The following is a 17,263-nucleotide window of genomic DNA, read 5'->3' as shown; positions in this document are numbered from 1 at the left end:
GATCTAATGAAATATATTTTTGGAATAAACATAACAGATGACAAAAATAACACCAGGTTGGATGGTGAGATATTCATTTCTAATTCTTCAGTCCCTGTATTGGGAGAAGCTTTTGAAAAATGTGATAGTCTATATAAAAACTATTTAAAACAAACATCTATGCCATTCTGGCTGAGAGTTATTAAATTACTTTCCTTCTTAACAACCTTATTGATGCTTGAGTGTCTTTTTTTAGATTTATCTGACGGATCTCTTAAAGAAAAATATGCTGATGCTCCTGAGTTGTTCTTTATCTCAGCAATTTTTTTTACAGTTTGGTTAATTTTATTTTTAGTAGAAAAAAGTAGAAAAAGTCAATATAGCGACAAATATGATTACGATAGGAATTATGTTCAAAATATTCAAAACTATGCAAAAGAATTACTTCATATACCGGATGATGCAGAAATAATGGAAGTTATATTAATATATTACAAGAATAAAAAAAGAAAAGGCATTGATGTATCAGATTTTCATTATATAAAAAATTCTAATGTTTATGTTAATGTTAAAGACGCTGTTTTACATATGGCAGATCTTGGTAATGAATGGTCTATACCTCTTGCTTCCATTACCGGAATTACAAAAATAAATAAATTAATATTTGTTCCTGAATGGTTAAAGGAAATTCCTTATAATAAAGGTATTTATAAAAAATATAAAATCAGAAAAAATGGTATGGGTTTACTATTTTTTAAACCTTATTATGCACTTTGCATTACATGGCAGGATGAGAATTATGAGTTATTCATACCTCCTTATGAATTGGATAAGCTATCCACGTTAATCGGAGTTACTTATGATGGGAAGGACAGTAACCGATAAATCAGATAGCTTGTAGAGTACATATTTTAAAAGAAATGTATGCTGATGGAATTCAAATGGAGGATCAGAAATGCAATGTATAATTAAAGGTGAAGCATATAATTTTATTGATAATGTTATGGAAGAAGAGATTACTAGAAAAAGTTACTTTCAGCTTGCTAAAGAAATTTATAAGTTAAAGTATGAAAAGTGGTATCAATCCGGTTATATGGATAACCGTTATAAACCATATATTCTTATGTACGAAGATACAGCTGTTTCAAGTGTTGCAGTGTGTTTACTTTTTTTTATTGAAATATACCAGCGACGCTATAATATTAATGCTGACCGTAATAACGATCAGCTGCACAGAGAATAACGCTATATCATGAGATGTATCCATAAGAGCCGGCCAATCTTTTGCTTTCACTAAATAACTAGTAGAAAAAAGTTGTGCACATATTGAAAGGGCACAGGATACAAAACTTATTGCCATAAGAGCAGCGTACTTTGGGCAGCTGATTTTATGGGATTGGCTAAGGATAATCAGTGGAGGAAGCAAGGAGGCAGATCCTAATATGATACTAATTGAATTGCAGTTTTCTATCACAGGGAATCCTCCTTTACAAAACTGATCAGTTTATTATTGTTATTATTATAGCTTACACTTATGGGAAAGTCATTATAAAAAAGATAGAATATCATTATTGGAGGTTCCATATGAAAGAGAATAACCCCTATCATCCAGTGGTATGCATTTTAATTATCTATTTGATATGTTTTGCATTCAGAGCCGTTGAGTACATGATGATCCGCACAGACCAGTCAATCTTTGGCGAGGCGTTTGTACATAAACTGGCAGGTATTCTTGTGCTTGCATTGGCAATACGATATTTTTCGCTTAAATGGTCAGATATCGGTTTTACACATAAAACAGCGGGAAGGGATATGTTCTGTGGTCTGCTTCTTGGGGCAGCTGCTTATTTGATTGCATATGGCATTGAGTTTTTTATGCAATTATCGAGAAACAGCAGCCCCTCTCTGATCGTTTATGTGACCAGCTATGCGATTGATGGGAATCGGGGCATGCAGACCGGCATACTGTTTTTCCTGTTTTGTATTGTTGGGAACGTCATCAATGTAGCTATGGAGGAGGGGATCTTCCGGGGATTATTTATCAGACTTCTTGAAGTGAAATACTCCTTTATGAAAGCAGCGGTATTTTCCTCTGTTCTCTTTGGCTTCTGGCATATCGCAGCACCCGTAAGAAATTTATTGGATGGAGAAATTAATCTGATGGGAGTAATCCCGACTGTTATAATCCTTATAATAACGACAGGAATTGCCGGTTTTAAATTTTGCCTGCTGGCTAAAATCACCGGATCGCTTTGGATGCCCATGGCTGATCATTTTTTTAATAATACAATCATTAATCTGCTGCATATCACAACCATATCCGGTGCAGATGAATTGCAGGTAATTCGTATTTCGGTTGCTCAGACTATCTCATTTTTAATTGTTATTATAATTTACTTTAAAAGAGGGTGGCACCGCAAATGTGCATTCAGCAAATCTTAACTCAAAACAAGCGGGCAGACAATACAATGGAGGTTAACAAAATGTCAAAAATTACAGTGTTAATAGGCAGTCCCCGGAAAAACGGCAATACTGAGATACTTGCAAATGCGTTTATAGCTGGAGTCAATAAACAGGTAAACACGGTGGAAGTGATTTCTGTAACAGGAAAACGCGTCTACGGTTGTACAGGCTGCAATTTTTGCTACAGAGATAACAGCCATAACTGTGTGCAGAAAGACGATATGCTGGGAATCTATGAGAAACTTGCAGATGCAGAGGTTCTGGTGATAGCCACTCCTGTTTATTTTTATGGGGTTAGTTCTCAATTGAAGTGCATAATTGACCGGCTGCATAATCCCATACGCAATACGTTTAAAATGAAAGAACTCGTCTTGTTAGCTGTTTGTGCTGATACAATACCCACCGTTTTTGATTCTCTGATATCCATGTATCATGCGGTACTGAGCTATTTTTCCCTTAGAAACGGGGGAATGATCACAGTCTCCGGTGTATCTGAAAAGGGCGATATACTCGGTAATCCAGCACTTGCGGAGGCTCGTAAACTGGGAGGCAGATATTAGGCGGAAATGCAGATATAAGTATTGCTTTTATTTAATTTATAATTTATTATAGTATAAAACAATTAAATATATAGGTTAATAGGAGTAAATACAGTGAATGATTATAATAAAAAACTAAAAGAGGAAATAGCAAAATTCAGAGAAGCCGGTCATAAGTTTGTTAATAAGGAAATTACGACTGCTGATTTTAAGGGAAAATCAGGAGGAATGGGGGTTTATGCTCAAAAGGGCGGGCAAGCTTTTATGATTCGTTTAAGGATACCCTGCGGTATCTTATCATTTGCCCATATGAAGTTAATCCATAAATTTGCCTTACAATATGGTTTACAGCGAATTCATCTTACAACCAGGCAGGCCATACAGCTTCATGATCTGGATATTGATTCTGTCTGTGATATCATGGAAACAGCCATTGACCATGGTTTGTATACCAGAGGAGGAGGCGGTAATTTCCCTCGGAATGTTGCCCTGTCCCCCCTGTCCGGTGTGGATAAAGCAGAAGCCTTTGATCCTACTCCCTATGCGCTGGAGGTGAACCGGTATGTCATGGAACGGATCATGGAATACCATCTGCCCCGTAAACTGAAAATTGCCTTTTCCAACAATGAAGCGGATACTGCAAACTGTACTATTAATGATTTGGGCTTTCTGTCAGTTCTGCATCAGGGAAAACCTTTTTTTAAAATGTTTCTTGCGGGCGGATTAGGTAATAATCCGGCAGTTGCTTTACCGTATGACGAGCTGATCCCCTTAGACCAGGTACTGTATCATGTGGAGGCTGTTGCCAGAATATTTGCGGCGGAAGGGGATTATCAGAATAAGGGAAAAGCAAGATTGAGGTACATCCCAAAAAGAATGGGAGAAGAAGCATTTATGGAGTGTTACAAAAAGCATCTCGCCCAGGTGAAAGAATCCATGGAACTGAATATAAATGTGGATGCAGAAGAGATATGGGAACCATCAGATCAGATGCAGTCATTTTATATCCATACAGACAGCGGTAATCTGATAGCCCAAAAACAAGAGGGATTCTTTACTGCAGTCATTCACCCCCAATGCGGACAGCTGCCTGTAAAAGCCCTTGAAAATATAATTGCATTTCTCATGGATAAACAACAGGACATACGTCTTACTATGACGGAAAGCATGTACATCCGCAATCTGACCAGAGAAGAAGGAGAAAAGCTCCTGGCAATATTGGAAGAGGTCAATCAGGTAACCCCGATTGGTATGAGTATCAGCTGTGTGGGAGTTCCAACCTGCCAGATAGGAGTTTTAGAGAGCCAGACTTTATTAAAAGAAATAAACAGGGTACTGATGGAAAATAAGATAAAGACGGATTATCTGCCGGGAGTTTCCATTTCCGGGTGTTTTAATTCCTGTTCCAGGCATCAGATAAGTGAAATTGGCTTTGCCGGCTGTAAAAAACGTATTTCTAATGCTCCGGCAGATGCATTTGAACTTCATATAGGGGGAGCGGCAGGGAACAATAACACCCATTTAGGAAAATGTATGGGCGCAGTAAAAAAAGAAGATATTCCGGACTTTATGGTAAAACTTTCTCAGGCATTAAATGCCAAAGGAATGTATTTTATGGACTATCTGAAGGAATACGGAGAAGAGTTTGAGGATTTGACGAAACCGTTTCTTATTCCATAAATCAGCGTGCATCGGTTTTAGTTGAATTAAAAAATCAGGATTGAAGGCGGGGAAACATGCCATCAATCCTGATTTTTTTGTTTCGTGCAGGGATTCTGCCCCGATCTAAAATGTTACTTGAGTAAACATGGACATTTATTGTTATCCCAGGTAAGACATTCCTGCTGGCAGTGTTTTAGTGTATCGTTTTCTTTATATACATCAGTATATTTGCTTGGACTGACGCCAAATATGGACATAAAGGACCGGTAGAACGTGCGCATGCTGTTAAATCCGGCACTCATGGCCGCCTCTGTAATGGTGGTTTCCTCACTCTCTAACAACATACCTGCGACATGTCTGCAGCGGAGTGAGTTAATGTATTCACTGATACTGCATCCTACATGTTTGTTGAATATGTGAGAAAACCGGCTGTTACTGTAGCCGAATTCCTCAGCAATGGTTTTTAGGGATAATGTGTTCTTGTAATTATTATGAAGATAAGTGAGAACGTTGCGTACCAGAGCATCGTCATCCTTTGTATGAGTATTTTCCATGGGAATGTTTTCTGTGAGCAAAGCCAGTATTACATGAATATACCCTCTGGCAGCCAGAGATTCAGGTGTTCTTCTCTGCAGGTCACAACAGCACCGCATGCAGCGGGCCACCTCCTGGGTCAGTACTTTGTTCGATATATGACATAAAGAGAAGGTCTTTCCCTTCAGTTTCCTTTGGAAGACAGGTATATAGGAAAGGGGTATGGTCATCACGATGGTATCTGAGTATTCAGGCGTTAAATAACGGTGTACGGTATAGCTTGGCACCAGCAGCAGCTCCCTGGCCTGAATACAGTAAAATTTCCCGTTTAATGTTGCTTCCATGGTACCGTTTCTTACATATACCAGTTCTAATGCACTGTGGAAATGGGGAACACAGCTGTTATTGATGGAATACCAGGAGGAAGAGTTAGTCTGGCTGTCCCGTGATATCTCATAATTATATTTTGAATCGATCATTGTAAGCCTCCTTTTTATGAAAAAGAAACGCAGCCAATTATGGCACAAATTATGTTTATTACGGCAAGCTAATACTGTTTTATTATATTATAATCAAACTGTAAAAAATTACAAGTAACGAGTTAATTGACATTGGGCAATGAAAGGAAGGGGTATATGAAATCATTAAAGCTGGGAATTATAGGGTGCGGAGGCATTGCAAACGGCAAACACCTGCCGGCTGTCAGAAAAGAAGGCAGGGCAGAGGTTGTGGCTTTTTGTGATATTGTTGAAGAACGTGCCTGTGAAGCTGCAAAAAAATATGGCACAAAGGATGCTAAGGTATTTACGGATTACCGGGAACTCATCAAGCTGGATCTGGATGCGGTTTATGTCTGTACGCCCAACCGTTCCCATTGTGAAATCACGGTAGCCGCTCTGAATGCCGGCAGGCATGTCATGTGTGAAAAACCCATGGCTGTCAATTATAACCAGGCAATGGAAATGGTAGAAGCAGCCAGGAAAACCGGTAAACTGCTAAACATTGGTTACCAGAACCGTTATCGCGCCGACAGCATCTATCTCAAACAGGAATGTGCCAACGGGGAACTGGGTGAGATATATTATGCGAAAGCAAAAGCCATCCGCCGCCGGGCAGTTCCAACATGGGGTGTATTTTTAAACGAATACGAGCAGGGAGGCGGACCGCTGATTGACATTGGCACCCATGCACTTGACCTGACGTTATGGATGATGAACAATTATAAGCCCAAAAGTGTGGTAGGTACCATATATCATAAACTCAATGGTGAGAGACAGCCTGCCAATGCCTGGGGACCATGGGAACCTGATAATTTCACTGTGGAAGACAGTGCTTTTGGATTTGTCATTATGGAGGATGGGGCCACAATAACCCTGGAAGCAAGCTGGGCACTTAACACCCTGGATGTCCATGAGGCCAAAACCGTTCTGTGCGGTACAAAAGCAGGTGCGGATATGCTCAATGGGCTGACGATCAACGGTACTAAAAATGACCGCTTATATGAACTGAAGCCAGACCTGGAAGCGGGAGGAGTTGCTTTTTATGACGGGGATGCCGTCACTCCTGAGGTATTAGAACAGCAGACATTTTTTGATGCGATTCTTGGTAATGGAGCGTTGGTGGTCTTGCCGGAGCAGGCTGCAGTCGTTACACAGATTTTAGATGCGGTTTATCAGTCTGCCAGAGAAGGACGGCAGATTCTATTATAAAACAAAGAGGTGTTATCTTATGAGTTTGATTGAGGAGTTCAGTCTTCAGCTTTATTCACTGCGTGAACTGATAAAAGAAGATTTTCCCGGTGTTCTGAAACGGGTTGGGGAGATTGGTTATACCGGTGTGGAATTTGCCGGTTATGGAGGTCTGACTGCCAGCCAGATGCACAGTTTGCTGAAAGAAAACGGATTAAAGTCCATAAGCAGTCACGTATCGCTGGAACGGCTGATCAATAATTTGGATGAGGAGCTGAGCTATAACCGGGAGATCGGGACACAAACGATTATTGTGCCCTATTATCCCCTTAAAACGATCCATGACGTGGAAATTCTGGCAGAACAGCTTGCACCGATAGCCAAGGCTGTGCGCAGTAAAGGTTTTATGTTTGGTTATCATAACCATGCCCATGAATTTGCAAAGTCAGAAGACGGAACAGTTCTTCTGGATTTACTGATGCAACTGACTGATCCGAAGGATATAATATTGGAATTAGATGTATATTGGGCAGCTTATGCAGGTGTGGATGTGCTGGCATACATGGAAAAACAGAGGAATCGTATCCGGTTGCTGCATTTAAAGCAAATGGCCGATTTTGAAAGCAGGAAGTGTGTAGATTTAGACGAAGGTGTTCTGGATTTCCATGCGATTATATGCAAAGGACTGGAAATCGGAGTACAGCACTGTATTTTGGAACAGGAGGAATTTGCTGTATCACCTTACCAAAGCATAGAAAAAGGGTATAAACACATTATGAATCTTTAGATTCCTGAAAGGAGAATTCGTATGAAATTAGGAGTATTAACCGTTCCGTTATATGACCGGAGTGCAGAGGAGGCATTCCGCTATCTAAGCAGTCTGGGGGTGCAGACAGTGGAGATTGGTACCGGCGGCTCACCGGGCAGCAAACATTCCAATCCAGATGAATTGCTTTCAAGTGAGAGCAGATTGTCGGCTTATAAGGATATGCTGAAAAAATATAATTTAGAAATCAGTGCTTTGAGCTGCCATTCCAACCATGTACATCCCAACGCAGATATCCGTGCACTGGCTGCCGAAGATTACACCCGGACCCTGCGTCTGGCTGAGAAACTGGGAGTCGATACGGTGGTAAGTTTTTCCGGGTGTCCCGGTGACTATGAAGGCGCAAAATATCCAAACTGGGTAACGTGCTCCTGGCCGACGGATTATCAGCATGTCCTGGATTATCAATGGAATGAGGTATTGATTCCTTTCTGGCAGGGAGCTGTTGCTGAGGCCGCCAATTATGGTGTCAAAAAGATTGCATTGGAGCTGCATCCCGGCTTTTGTGTATACAATACTGCTACATTGCTGCGGTTAAGAAGAGCAGTTGGCGATGCAATCGGTGCCAACTTCGATCCCAGCCATCTGTTTTGGCAGGGAATTCGTCCGGCTGAGGCCATTAAGGCACTCAAGGGCGCAATCTATCATTTTCATGCAAAGGATACCAAAGTGGATGCGGTTAATACACAGATCAATGGTGTACTGGATACCGGAAACTATGGTGATTTATCAGAACGCAGCTGGTCATTCCGCTCCGTTGGCTGGGGCCATGATGCTGATGAATGGAAGGAGATCATCTCTGCTTTGCGGCTGATCGGTTATGACGGGGCCATCAGCATTGAGCATGAAGATGCTTTCATGTCCGTTGAGGAAGGACTTGAAAAAGCCATTGATTTCTTAAAGGACATCGTTATTCACGACCGGCCTGCACAAGCCTGGTGGAACTAAAAGTCAGGAGAACATTCGATTATGGAAAAGAAAAAACTACATATTGCCTTAATTGGATACGGCGGCATGGGAAGCTGGCATGCCCGTATGCTTAACGAAATACCTGAAACCAGTCTGTGCGGTATCTGGGACATTGATCCTGACCGCAGGGAAGCAGCGGCTGCGGCTGGAATACATGTCTATGAGTCGCAGCAGGAATTGTTGAATGACATAACAGTGGAAGCAGTAACCATTGCGACTCCAAATGATACCCATTTACCTGTTGCACTTGCGGTCATGAGTGCTGGAAAGCATGTAGTCTGTGAAAAACCTGTTGCACTAAACAGGGAAGAGCTGGCACAGATGACTGATTATTCAAGAAAAATGGGGGTATTGTTCACGGTACATCAAAACCGCCGCTGGGATGAGGATTATCTGATCATAAAACAGTTGTATGACCGGCAGTCTCTGGGCAGGATTTTTAATATTGAGAGCCGCGTACATGGCTCCCGCGGAATACCGGGAGACTGGCGAAATCAGAAACAGCATGGCGGCGGTATGGTATTGGACTGGGGCGTGCATCTTCTGGATCAGATGAATATGATGCTTGGCAGCCGCAAACCTCTCAGCGTATTTGCACAATTGACAAATGTTACCAACGAAGCGGTAGATGATGGCTTCCGGGCGTTATTTCAATTTGATGATCAGCTGACTTTTTTAGTGGAAGTAGGCACCAGTAATTTTATTTCCATGCCCCGCTGGTACCTCCAGGGAGAAAACGGTACCGCCGTTATACATGACTGGAAGTTAAACGGCGAAATTGTCATGGTCTCGGATTGGGAAAAACGTGATGCGGTACCAGTCGTAACTGCAGCAGGTTTGACGAAGACCATGGCTCCCCGCACGGATGAAACAGTGAAGAAATATCCACTGCCGGAAGTACATTCCGATATCCGGGATTTTTACCGCAATGTGAATGCCTGCATACATGAAGGGGCAAAACCGCTTATTCAACTGGATGAAGTTATGGAAGTCATGCATATCATGGAGGCTGTTTTCCGTTCGGCAGAGCAGAACAGTGTAGTATACTTATAGGATACTCAATAGATAAGCCTGGGTTAAATATGGTGGCTGGCAGAAGTAAATGATTGCTTCTGCCAGCCCTGTTATGTATTATAAAATAACTTCTGTTATACCATATAACTGAGGTATCTATCTGATCAATAATTATACCATAGGCAGGTTGTTCGATTAACTGTTATTTCTGGTTGTTTGTCGTCAGATATGATATACTCTTTTTAGTGAAATAAAAGGGAGATAACCCAACAATAATTTGGATGATAACAAATGCTATTGTGCATGTTGGTGTAATGATGACTATGCGGGCAAAGATTTTTCAATCGCAGAAAATAGAAGAAAATATGCCCTGCAATATGTGAAAGGCAGTAACATTCAGGGTTATCTTACGTACCGCTGGAGGAATCCAATTCCGGCATAAAGGTAAAATCCATATTCTGTTTCGTAATTGCTCCGGAGATGAAAAGACAGGGTATAGCCACGCGGTTGTTGGAACGTGTCTGTAAGAATGCGGCTCAGGAGGGATTTGACTTTGTGGAGGCATATCCGTACAAGGAATCAAGTTATCAGTCATCAGATTATGGCGGTCATTTTGAGATGTATAAAAAAGCGGGGTTTCATGTGCTGCTGGAGGCGGAACAGGGGCTTGTTATGAGGAAACAGTTAAACAAAGGAGTAAGTAAATGAGAATTTTGATTTTAGGGGCAAGTAGTTATGCCGGTCAGGCTATTGCGAAAACGCTTGCAGAAAACCATGAAGTATATGGAACCTATCACACACACAGAAAAAGCTGCCTGGCTGAAAATAAAATGTTTCAGATGCAGCTAGGCGATTCTGATTCTATAAAAAACATATTGGATCAGATACAGCCGCAAATAATCATTTCCAGTTTGAGAGGAGATTTCCAATTACAGCTGGAGGTACATAGCATTATTGCCGATTATTTATTAACAAACAAAGCTGGAAAAATAATTTTCATGTCTTCCTCCAATGTATTTGATGCAGCAATGGAAAAACCGCATTATGAGTCAGATAAAACAAACTCACAATCGGATTATGGGAAATTTAAAATGGTATGCGAACATATGCTTCAGGACAAATTAAAAGAAAGATGTGTTATTATTCGCATACCCCAGATCTTCGGGAAAAATTGTCCCAGGATATTAAAACTGACTGAGGATACGGAAAATAACACGTCAATTATTACCTGTCCCAATTTGTATATGAATTATACAACAGATGTTCAAATTGCAGAATGGATCGCGTATATTACGAAAGAAAATCTTAGTGGAATATTTCACATTGGTACAAAGGATACCTGTAATTATATGCGTTTTCAATCAGAGCTTTCCAGAATTCTGAAATTAAAAGAACCTGTTTTCCAGAAAGAAGTGAGTTCCAGGAAGCGTTTTCAGGCAGTGCTGCCGGGCAGAAAGGAAATACCGGAGAAACTGCATATGAATGTAACTGACTTGCTGGAATATCTGGGACAAGTGCAGAAATAACATATATTTAATGGTGATGATTATTAGAGGTGCTCTTTCAGTAAGGAGTAAATTTACATCGCTTAAATCCGATTGCAATATCCAGCTGGTTATCAACTATTTTTTGTGTAATGATTTCTGAACTGTTAAGTTCAAATGTCAGCTTAATGCCAGGAAACTTTTTACAGAATGATATTACTTTAGGAAATTCATTATGGCAAAATCAAAAAAAGTGTTACTAATTATAGAGTTAAAACGTTTATCTAATATAAGATGGTTAATATTAAGTTCTAAACAGACTTGAAGGGTTGTGTATTTTATGTTAGGTAATCATATTTGGATTTTACATTTATATTCATGTTTAGGAGTCTGCGATTTAGAAATATTGTATGAAAAAATGAGCCGATTAGGTTTAATATTATGTAGAAGTAATTCCTGGGCTGATTGTTACAAAGTAGAAAAGCCAATTGCCGTGAATTATAAGGTGATACCAAGAATTAGAAATTGCAATTTATCTATAGATTATGATAAATGGAAGTTAATTGGAAAAAATAATAAGCATTATATTTTTTCCTCTAATAAAAAAGATGAATTTACTGATGTTGAAATAGATGAAAGTTATGATAATATACCTGTATCAAATGCCGCTTTTTTATTTGTTTTTCCAATTTGTTTTCTATATTTTTTTGAACGATTCCATTTAATTGAAAATGGATTTAATCGTGGCTGGTTAAATTTAATGTTTGTTGGAACGGCTGATATTATATATATAGGCTATATGGGAGCATTTATTAGTGAACTGGTCCAGAAAAGGGAATTCTTGAGGGGGATAAAGAGAATAGAGCATAAACATAGTCATTTCTGGTTTTACTTTGTTCTTTCTTGCATTATAAACATATTGCAAGCCGTGTTATTGTGTATAGTAATTTATAAAATATCAGAATTATAGAGTGATACTTTCGGCTAAATCTTAAAGTATAATCTGCAACAAAAACACCTGGGATGCATAAAGTAAGGTATGATGCCACTGTGTGCATAAATCCTGAGGGGTGATTAAATGGGATTTCTGAATATGCTGCTTGAAAAAGGCAGATTGAAAAAACCGCTTCACTTTGCATTGGAAAAAATTGTGGAGGAATATGTCCCTGCCGGTGAGATGCCCCCATATGCACAAGAACTTAAAAGCCTGGCAGACAAAGACAATCTTAAGTTGAAGGATATTGCAGAACTGGCTGTCACAGTGAGAACAGAAATTGATCATTTAAAGGATGATGTGGAAGCTTTTGTAGTTATTTCAGAAAAAGCCAAAAGGGTTCAGTCTAATCTTGCATTGTGGAATGAAATTCTAAGTGAATTGACAAGACCATATCCATATCAGGACGAGGTGACAGACACAGAAACATTTATCCAATCCAAAGCAGTGGAAGAGATTCCCCGGATGCACCATGCCATTTCACAGCTCCTTGAAGAAAAGAATGGGCTGCAGCTGGAATCGCAGCTTGTCCTTCAGTTAGAGATTCTGCAAAAAAGCATATTCAATTTGGAGCAGACGTTTTTGACCATGATGCCTGAGATCAGGAATATAAAAGATAAGAAACTTAAGCTGGAAGAAGATATTGGACATTTTCGAAGAAATGTGGAAGAATTTAAAAAGATGGGTGAAGCTGCCGATCTTAAGCTTTCTGCACAACTATCGGAAAAAGGCAAAGAACTGGTTACAAGAAAAAAGACTCTTTCTGCCGGCGAAAAAGAGATCAATACCTATATGGAGGCTGTTCAAAAAACAGCCATTCAGATCTTTGGTGTCTTTAAAGAGGTATCCCAGCCTGCTGCTGACAGGGTAAAATCTGCGATTAACAGATTGCGTGCAGATAACAGAAAAATATTAAGGACAGCAGACGATACAAAGAGCTTCACCGAAGGGAGAAAGAAGCTGTCCCAGCTTTATATGCTTCTTGAACTGCTCAATGACTGTATTCGGATTCATCAGAAATATGAACGGCAAAAGTCATAAGCTGACAGTGCCGGCTTTACTGATTTTCCAGAGAACAAAGGAGTTTTTTCAATAACTGGTCCAGTTGGGCCAGTTCTTCTTTTGTCAGACCTTTCAATAAAGACTCTTCTGTCTGGGTATGGGACAGCACCGCCCGGGAGATCAGTTCATATCCAGCCTCTGTCAGCTGGACATAGATGGTCCGCCTGTCTTCGTTGTCATGAACTCTTTTGACTAGTCCCTTTTTCTCCAGAGTATCAATCCGGTTTGTTATGGCTCCGGAAGTGATCATAAGTGATTGATATAGATCCGTAGGTTTTAATTTGAATTCCTGACCGGAACGCCGCAGAGTCGCCAATACGTCAAATTCGCCGCTGTTTAACTGGTATAAGGAAAAATTCTCTGCCAGTCTCCTTTCTGAATGTTTGACAGTTCTCTTAAGTCTTCCCCAAACGGCCATTGGTGACGCATCAAGCTCAGGCAGCTCACGGGCCCATTGCTCAATAATTTTATCAACATTATCTTTTTTCATGTTTTTAGTGTAACATCTGGAAATAAAAAGCACAAGGAAATTTCAAAGTAAGTTTTCTTAATTTTAAATATCTTAACGTTAAAATAATTGACAAAAGAAAAACCATGCTTTACTCTTAATATATCTTAATATTAAGATATTTAATGGTGAGAAAAAAATAAGAAAAGAGGAACAAGAGATGAAGCAGATGAAAGATACATTACTGACAATGCTGACTCCCATGCTCTGGGGATCCACATATATCATTGCTTCCGTGTTAATACCCATACAGCGGCCGGTGTTTGTTGCGCTTATGAGAGCATTTCCCATAGGATTGATTATGATTTTATGGTACAGAAAGCTGCCGAAGGGAATCTGGATTTTAAAGTCACTTATACTTGGCAGTTTCAATATCGGCATTTTCTTTCTGTTTTTATTTATTGCGGCTTACCGGCTTCCTGGAGGAATCGCATCAATTATCGGAAGTGTCCAGCCGGTGTTTGTGATACTTTTCAGCTGGATCTTTTTAAAAGAAAAACCGGCTCTCCGGTCCTATGCAGCAATCATTATGATGGTGGCGGGGGTAGCGCTGCTCCTGCTTAAGCAGCAGATGACCATTGATATATGGGGAGTGACAGCGGCTTTATGCGGAGCAGTGGTTATGTCTCTTGGTGTGGTGCTGACTAAGTACTGGGGAAAGCCGGAAGGAATCAGTCAGATGGTATTTACCTCCTGGCAGCTGTTTTTCGGCAGTCTGATTCTGATTCCTGCAGTGTTAATAATGGAAGGCAGTATACCAGTTCTTACACCTGTAAATATCGCCGGACTTGCCATACTGGGAGTTGTCAATACTGGGCTTGCCTATTATCTGTGGTTTCGGGGAATTGAGATCCTCTCACCGGTCCGGGTATCTCTTTTAAGTCCGGTTAATCCCTTAACCGCCTTTCTTTTAGGGTATGTGGTGCTGGGGCAGAGCATCAGTTTTATTCAGATTGTGGGCGTTGGTGTGATTATAACCAGTATTTTTGTTTCACAGAGAAAAACGGCATGAGCCAGTTTCGTATTTCTCAGTTTTTGCACTACAAGGGAAGTAAATGTGATACTTTTCCATTGATTTTCATAGTATTTTATGAACATGCATTTTTACAGGAAGCAGGTGGATCATTGGAAGAGAACAAAGATAATCAAAAGGATGGATTATGGGACGAGAATGCAGTCTACGATTATGTGGTTCATACATTCAAGGCCTATGCCGATGCAATGGTACCCCATTCACCGGACCTGGCAGAGCAGTATGGAAGGATTCAGTTTTACGGAGCATTGGAGTCCTATACGGCAGAGTATTTAATTATGTCTCTTGACAGCTACCCCACACCCTTTGCAATAGCAACGGCAGAAATATTAAATCTGGCTGCAAAACAGTACCTTATGGAAAAGGGAGGGAATCCGGATTTAGAAAAAGGTTCGGGCGGACTTTATTTTACCCAGTTATCTCAGGAAGACCGTCTGAAAATCATTGACCGGATCACCAGCCCCGACGGCATCGTTTATATTCCGGCAGGTCTTACCATAAAGCCGGGAGATATCGCACCTGTACTTCCGGCACTAAACCGGCTCACTATGATGGGATATTATTCCGAGTGGTCCGGCTACGGTTCTACAAGGTTTATGCCTCCGGATAAGCGCATACTGGAATATGAGCCGATTAGCTGGAAGCAGGTGGGGTATCCGGGGCCTTCTATGGGATACCGGATGGCAGGAGCCTTTGATTTTGCACAGAAACAGTGAGGCTGGGAATTTGATTGGAGGTGCGTATGGATAACGGCTATGATGCAGATGTAATTGTGATTGGTGCAGGCGGCGGAGGCGCGGTTGCAGCGAAAGAGCTGGGAGAAAAGGGATTAAAAGTGCTGGTTTTAGAGGCAGGGCCATGGTACGGAAACCGGAAATGGCCGAATCCGAATACAAATGCAGGTGCAGCGGAAAGCTCAAGCAACGATGATCTGGATATACAGCTGCTTAAAAGTACCTTTACAGATTTAGAGGACGACATGAATGATTTCATAACAGGAAAATTCAGATGGGGTCCGGCAGACAGAAATTTAAGTCCGTGGCAGAGAATCAATGAAAAGGGAGGCTTTGTCTGGCAGAGCGCAGGAGTGGGGGGTACCACGCAATTGTACTTTGCCAACTGTCCCCGTGCTTTTCCCGCAGCATTTGAACGTGACTGGCCCTTTAGATACGAAGAATTAATTCCCTATTATGAAGAAGTGGAGCAGACCCTTCCCGTGCGCGAAGCTACAGCAACATCCAAAGAGAATTTGTTTTTCTACGGAGCCAGAAAGCTGGGGTTTGAGTATACACGTGAAATAAATATAACCAAACCAGGATACCGTCTCCAGCAAAACGGCATTCTGGGCATCAATCCCATGTTAAATAATCCGGATTTTGACCTGGAAAATAATCAGGCAGTCGGCTGCACTCTTCGGGGGCATTGTGTCAATGGCTGCTGCATCGGTCCAAATGTGGGAAGTGTTGCCAAGCGTTCTACTCTGGTCAGCTATATTCCATATGCCCTGGCAACGGGAAATGTGGATATTATGCCCAACTCATTTGTCACAGCCATACATACCGGCGAAAATCAGGAGGAGGGGCTGTATGCAGCCAGCGTATCCGTCAGGAATACCTGGACCGGCGAAGTCAGTGAATTAAAGGCAAAAGTGATCGTTTTATCTGCAGGCGCCATTGAATCCCCCAGACTCTGGCTGAATTCCCGTCTTCCTGAGAATGAATGGGTGGGAAGAGGGATGACCACTCATGTATTTGACTGCGTCTCTGGTATTTTTGAAGAAAAGGATCTGATGAACATCCTCGGAATGTCCGATGTAATGCCTTACAAAGGACAGAATTCCGCAGCCAGACTGGATTACCCCGGACTGGGAGTGTTTGAACCCTTTGGAACAAGTCCCGGTATCTATGCTGCCTTGATATACGGAACGAGCCAGAAGGGGTACTATTTTCAGAATCAGACAAACGAAGAGGAGCCATGGGACAGAGAGGGTATTATTGCAGGAGACCTTTTAAAAGAGTTTATGCGCGATTATAACAGAACACTCAGCATTTTGGTATTTCCAGATGACGATGTGAACCAGAAAAACGGAGTGACGCTGGACCCGGAGCGCATGGACGAAAATGGCTATATTCCCATTATCAGTTATGAAATGAGTGAGGCTGACAGGGAGAGAAGAGACCAGCTGACAGGACTTGCCGCTGAGCTTTTAAAAAAAGCTGGGGCAAAGACAGTCAGCAGGGCCAATTGGCCGCCGGATGTCGGTATCCACATTATGAGCACCATGAGGATTGGATTTGTAACAGATTCCAATTGTGAAGCATATCAGGTAAAACGCCTGTTTATCGCAGACAACAGCGTCTTATGCAACGGACTGGGCGGCCCCAATCCCACCCTCACCACCCAGGCGCTTGCTGTAAGGACTGCGAAAAAGATTGCGGAGAAATATTTTCCAACTGCTAAAACGGATTAAAACTGGAAGTGAACACAAAAATGCGCCTTGAAATCAAG

18 protein-coding genes are annotated in these 17,263 nt (G+C 41.2%); 16 read left to right on the top strand and 2 right to left on the bottom strand.

What is annotated here, in order from left to right:
- Positions 1-6: 6 nt before the first annotated feature.
- The 5 genes from DS742_RS11195 to DS742_RS11175 all read left to right on the top strand — a co-directional run bounded on the left by DS742_RS11195 (position 7) and on the right by DS742_RS11175 (position 4,661).
- The gene (locus DS742_RS11195; RefSeq protein WP_117417087.1) at positions 7-864 is read left to right on the top strand and encodes a hypothetical protein; all 858 of its coding nucleotides are present in this window, start codon (positions 7-9) and stop codon (positions 862-864) included.
- Between the two features lie 70 nt (positions 865-934).
- Positions 935-1,222: a hypothetical protein gene (locus DS742_RS11190; protein ID WP_117417086.1), complete on the top strand. Its 288-nt coding sequence runs from the start codon at positions 935-937 to the stop codon at positions 1,220-1,222.
- A gap of 341 nt (positions 1,223-1,563) precedes the next feature.
- The gene (locus DS742_RS11185; protein ID WP_117417085.1) at positions 1,564-2,421 is read left to right on the top strand and encodes a CPBP family intramembrane glutamic endopeptidase; all 858 of its coding nucleotides are present in this window, start codon (positions 1,564-1,566) and stop codon (positions 2,419-2,421) included.
- A gap of 41 nt (positions 2,422-2,462) precedes the next feature.
- Positions 2,463-3,002, top strand: a complete 540-nt coding sequence (locus DS742_RS11180; RefSeq protein WP_117417084.1) for a flavodoxin family protein — start codon at positions 2,463-2,465, stop codon at positions 3,000-3,002.
- Between the two features lie 93 nt (positions 3,003-3,095).
- Positions 3,096-4,661: a nitrite/sulfite reductase gene (locus DS742_RS11175; RefSeq protein WP_117417083.1), complete on the top strand. Its 1,566-nt coding sequence runs from the start codon at positions 3,096-3,098 to the stop codon at positions 4,659-4,661.
- A gap of 113 nt (positions 4,662-4,774) precedes the next feature.
- On the opposite strand, the gene DS742_RS11170 is transcribed toward DS742_RS11175, so the two are convergent.
- The gene (locus tag DS742_RS11170; RefSeq protein ID WP_117417082.1) at positions 4,775-5,656 is read right to left on the bottom strand and encodes a helix-turn-helix domain-containing protein; all 882 of its coding nucleotides are present in this window, start codon (positions 5,654-5,656) and stop codon (positions 4,775-4,777) included.
- A 156-nt stretch (positions 5,657-5,812) separates the two neighbouring features.
- Between DS742_RS11170 and DS742_RS11165 the strand changes: the two genes are divergently transcribed.
- The 8 genes from DS742_RS11165 (at position 5,813) to DS742_RS11130 (ending at position 13,193) form a co-directional block, all read left to right on the top strand.
- A complete protein-coding gene (locus DS742_RS11165; protein ID WP_117417081.1) occupies positions 5,813-6,886 on the top strand; it encodes a Gfo/Idh/MocA family protein in 1,074 nt (357 codons plus the stop codon).
- Between the two features lie 19 nt (positions 6,887-6,905).
- Positions 6,906-7,652 (top strand): sugar phosphate isomerase/epimerase family protein, encoded by a 747-nt coding sequence (locus DS742_RS11160; RefSeq protein WP_170313431.1) that lies wholly within the window; start codon positions 6,906-6,908, stop codon positions 7,650-7,652.
- Between the two features lie 21 nt (positions 7,653-7,673).
- On the top strand, positions 7,674-8,639 hold the full coding sequence (locus DS742_RS11155) for a sugar phosphate isomerase/epimerase family protein (RefSeq protein WP_117417079.1): 966 nt from the start codon (positions 7,674-7,676) through the stop codon (positions 8,637-8,639).
- A gap of 21 nt (positions 8,640-8,660) precedes the next feature.
- Positions 8,661-9,713: a Gfo/Idh/MocA family protein gene (locus DS742_RS11150; protein ID WP_117417078.1), complete on the top strand. Its 1,053-nt coding sequence runs from the start codon at positions 8,661-8,663 to the stop codon at positions 9,711-9,713.
- A 441-nt stretch (positions 9,714-10,154) separates the two neighbouring features.
- A complete protein-coding gene (locus DS742_RS29455; protein WP_242996450.1) occupies positions 10,155-10,382 on the top strand; it encodes an N-acetyltransferase in 228 nt (75 codons plus the stop codon).
- Positions 10,379-11,200: a sugar nucleotide-binding protein gene (locus tag DS742_RS11140; protein ID WP_117417077.1), complete on the top strand. Its 822-nt coding sequence runs from the start codon at positions 10,379-10,381 to the stop codon at positions 11,198-11,200. Before DS742_RS29455 ends, DS742_RS11140 begins: the two co-directional genes overlap by 4 nt.
- Before the next feature lie 298 nt (positions 11,201-11,498).
- Positions 11,499-12,128: a hypothetical protein gene (locus DS742_RS11135; RefSeq protein WP_147325767.1), complete on the top strand. Its 630-nt coding sequence runs from the start codon at positions 11,499-11,501 to the stop codon at positions 12,126-12,128.
- A 108-nt stretch (positions 12,129-12,236) separates the two neighbouring features.
- On the top strand, positions 12,237-13,193 hold the full coding sequence (locus tag DS742_RS11130) for a hypothetical protein (RefSeq protein WP_117417075.1): 957 nt from the start codon (positions 12,237-12,239) through the stop codon (positions 13,191-13,193).
- 16 nt (positions 13,194-13,209) lie between these two features.
- Here DS742_RS11130 and DS742_RS11125 read toward each other — a convergent pair whose 3' ends face one another.
- Positions 13,210-13,704 carry a MarR family winged helix-turn-helix transcriptional regulator gene (locus DS742_RS11125; protein ID WP_117417122.1) on the bottom strand — a complete coding sequence of 165 codons (495 nt, stop codon included), beginning with the start codon at positions 13,702-13,704 and terminating at the stop codon, positions 13,210-13,212.
- Positions 13,705-13,882: 178 nt separating this feature from the next.
- Between DS742_RS11125 and DS742_RS11120 the strand changes: the two genes are divergently transcribed.
- The 3 genes from DS742_RS11120 to DS742_RS11110 all read left to right on the top strand — a co-directional run bounded on the left by DS742_RS11120 (position 13,883) and on the right by DS742_RS11110 (position 17,225).
- A complete protein-coding gene (locus tag DS742_RS11120; RefSeq protein WP_117417074.1) occupies positions 13,883-14,734 on the top strand; it encodes an EamA family transporter in 852 nt (283 codons plus the stop codon).
- Between the two features lie 113 nt (positions 14,735-14,847).
- A complete protein-coding gene (locus tag DS742_RS11115) occupies positions 14,848-15,471 on the top strand; it encodes a hypothetical protein (RefSeq protein WP_147325765.1) in 624 nt (207 codons plus the stop codon).
- Positions 15,472-15,497: 26 nt separating this feature from the next.
- The gene (locus DS742_RS11110; protein WP_117417072.1) at positions 15,498-17,225 is read left to right on the top strand and encodes a GMC family oxidoreductase N-terminal domain-containing protein; all 1,728 of its coding nucleotides are present in this window, start codon (positions 15,498-15,500) and stop codon (positions 17,223-17,225) included.
- The last annotated feature ends 38 nt before the right edge of the window (positions 17,226-17,263 follow it).

It is taken from the genome of Lacrimispora amygdalina (genome assembly GCF_003432035.1).
Lineage (GTDB): Bacteria > Bacillota > Clostridia > Lachnospirales > Lachnospiraceae > Lacrimispora > Lacrimispora amygdalina.
This window is presented reverse-complemented; position numbering and strand designations above follow the sequence as displayed.

Bases quoted from the DNA above. Each gene is read 5' to 3' on its own strand.
- DS742_RS11160 (WP_170313431.1), top strand. From the start codon at position 6,906: ATGAGTTTGATTGAGGAGTTCAGTCTTCAGCTTTATTCACTGCGTGAA.
- DS742_RS11130 (WP_117417075.1), top strand. From the start codon at position 12,237: ATGGGATTTCTGAATATGCTGCTTGAAAAAGGCAGATTGAAAAAACCG.
- DS742_RS11120 (WP_117417074.1), top strand. From the start codon at position 13,883: ATGAAGCAGATGAAAGATACATTACTGACAATGCTGACTCCCATGCTC.
- DS742_RS11110 (WP_117417072.1), top strand. From the start codon at position 15,498: ATGGATAACGGCTATGATGCAGATGTAATTGTGATTGGTGCAGGCGGC.
- DS742_RS11195 (WP_117417087.1), top strand. From the start codon at position 7: ATGAAATATATTTTTGGAATAAACATAACAGATGACAAAAATAACACC.
- DS742_RS11125 (WP_117417122.1), bottom strand. From the start codon at position 13,704: ATGAAAAAAGATAATGTTGATAAAATTATTGAGCAATGGGCCCGTGAG.
- DS742_RS11190 (WP_117417086.1), top strand. From the start codon at position 935: ATGCAATGTATAATTAAAGGTGAAGCATATAATTTTATTGATAATGTT.
- DS742_RS29455 (WP_242996450.1), top strand. From the start codon at position 10,155: ATGAAAAGACAGGGTATAGCCACGCGGTTGTTGGAACGTGTCTGTAAG.
- DS742_RS11165 (WP_117417081.1), top strand. From the start codon at position 5,813: ATGAAATCATTAAAGCTGGGAATTATAGGGTGCGGAGGCATTGCAAAC.
- DS742_RS11155 (WP_117417079.1), top strand. From the start codon at position 7,674: ATGAAATTAGGAGTATTAACCGTTCCGTTATATGACCGGAGTGCAGAG.
- DS742_RS11135 (WP_147325767.1), top strand. From the start codon at position 11,499: ATGTTAGGTAATCATATTTGGATTTTACATTTATATTCATGTTTAGGA.
- DS742_RS11180 (WP_117417084.1), top strand. From the start codon at position 2,463: ATGTCAAAAATTACAGTGTTAATAGGCAGTCCCCGGAAAAACGGCAAT.
- DS742_RS11185 (WP_117417085.1), top strand. From the start codon at position 1,564: ATGAAAGAGAATAACCCCTATCATCCAGTGGTATGCATTTTAATTATC.
- DS742_RS11140 (WP_117417077.1), top strand. From the start codon at position 10,379: ATGAGAATTTTGATTTTAGGGGCAAGTAGTTATGCCGGTCAGGCTATT.
- DS742_RS11150 (WP_117417078.1), top strand. From the start codon at position 8,661: ATGGAAAAGAAAAAACTACATATTGCCTTAATTGGATACGGCGGCATG.
- DS742_RS11170 (WP_117417082.1), bottom strand. From the start codon at position 5,656: ATGATCGATTCAAAATATAATTATGAGATATCACGGGACAGCCAGACT.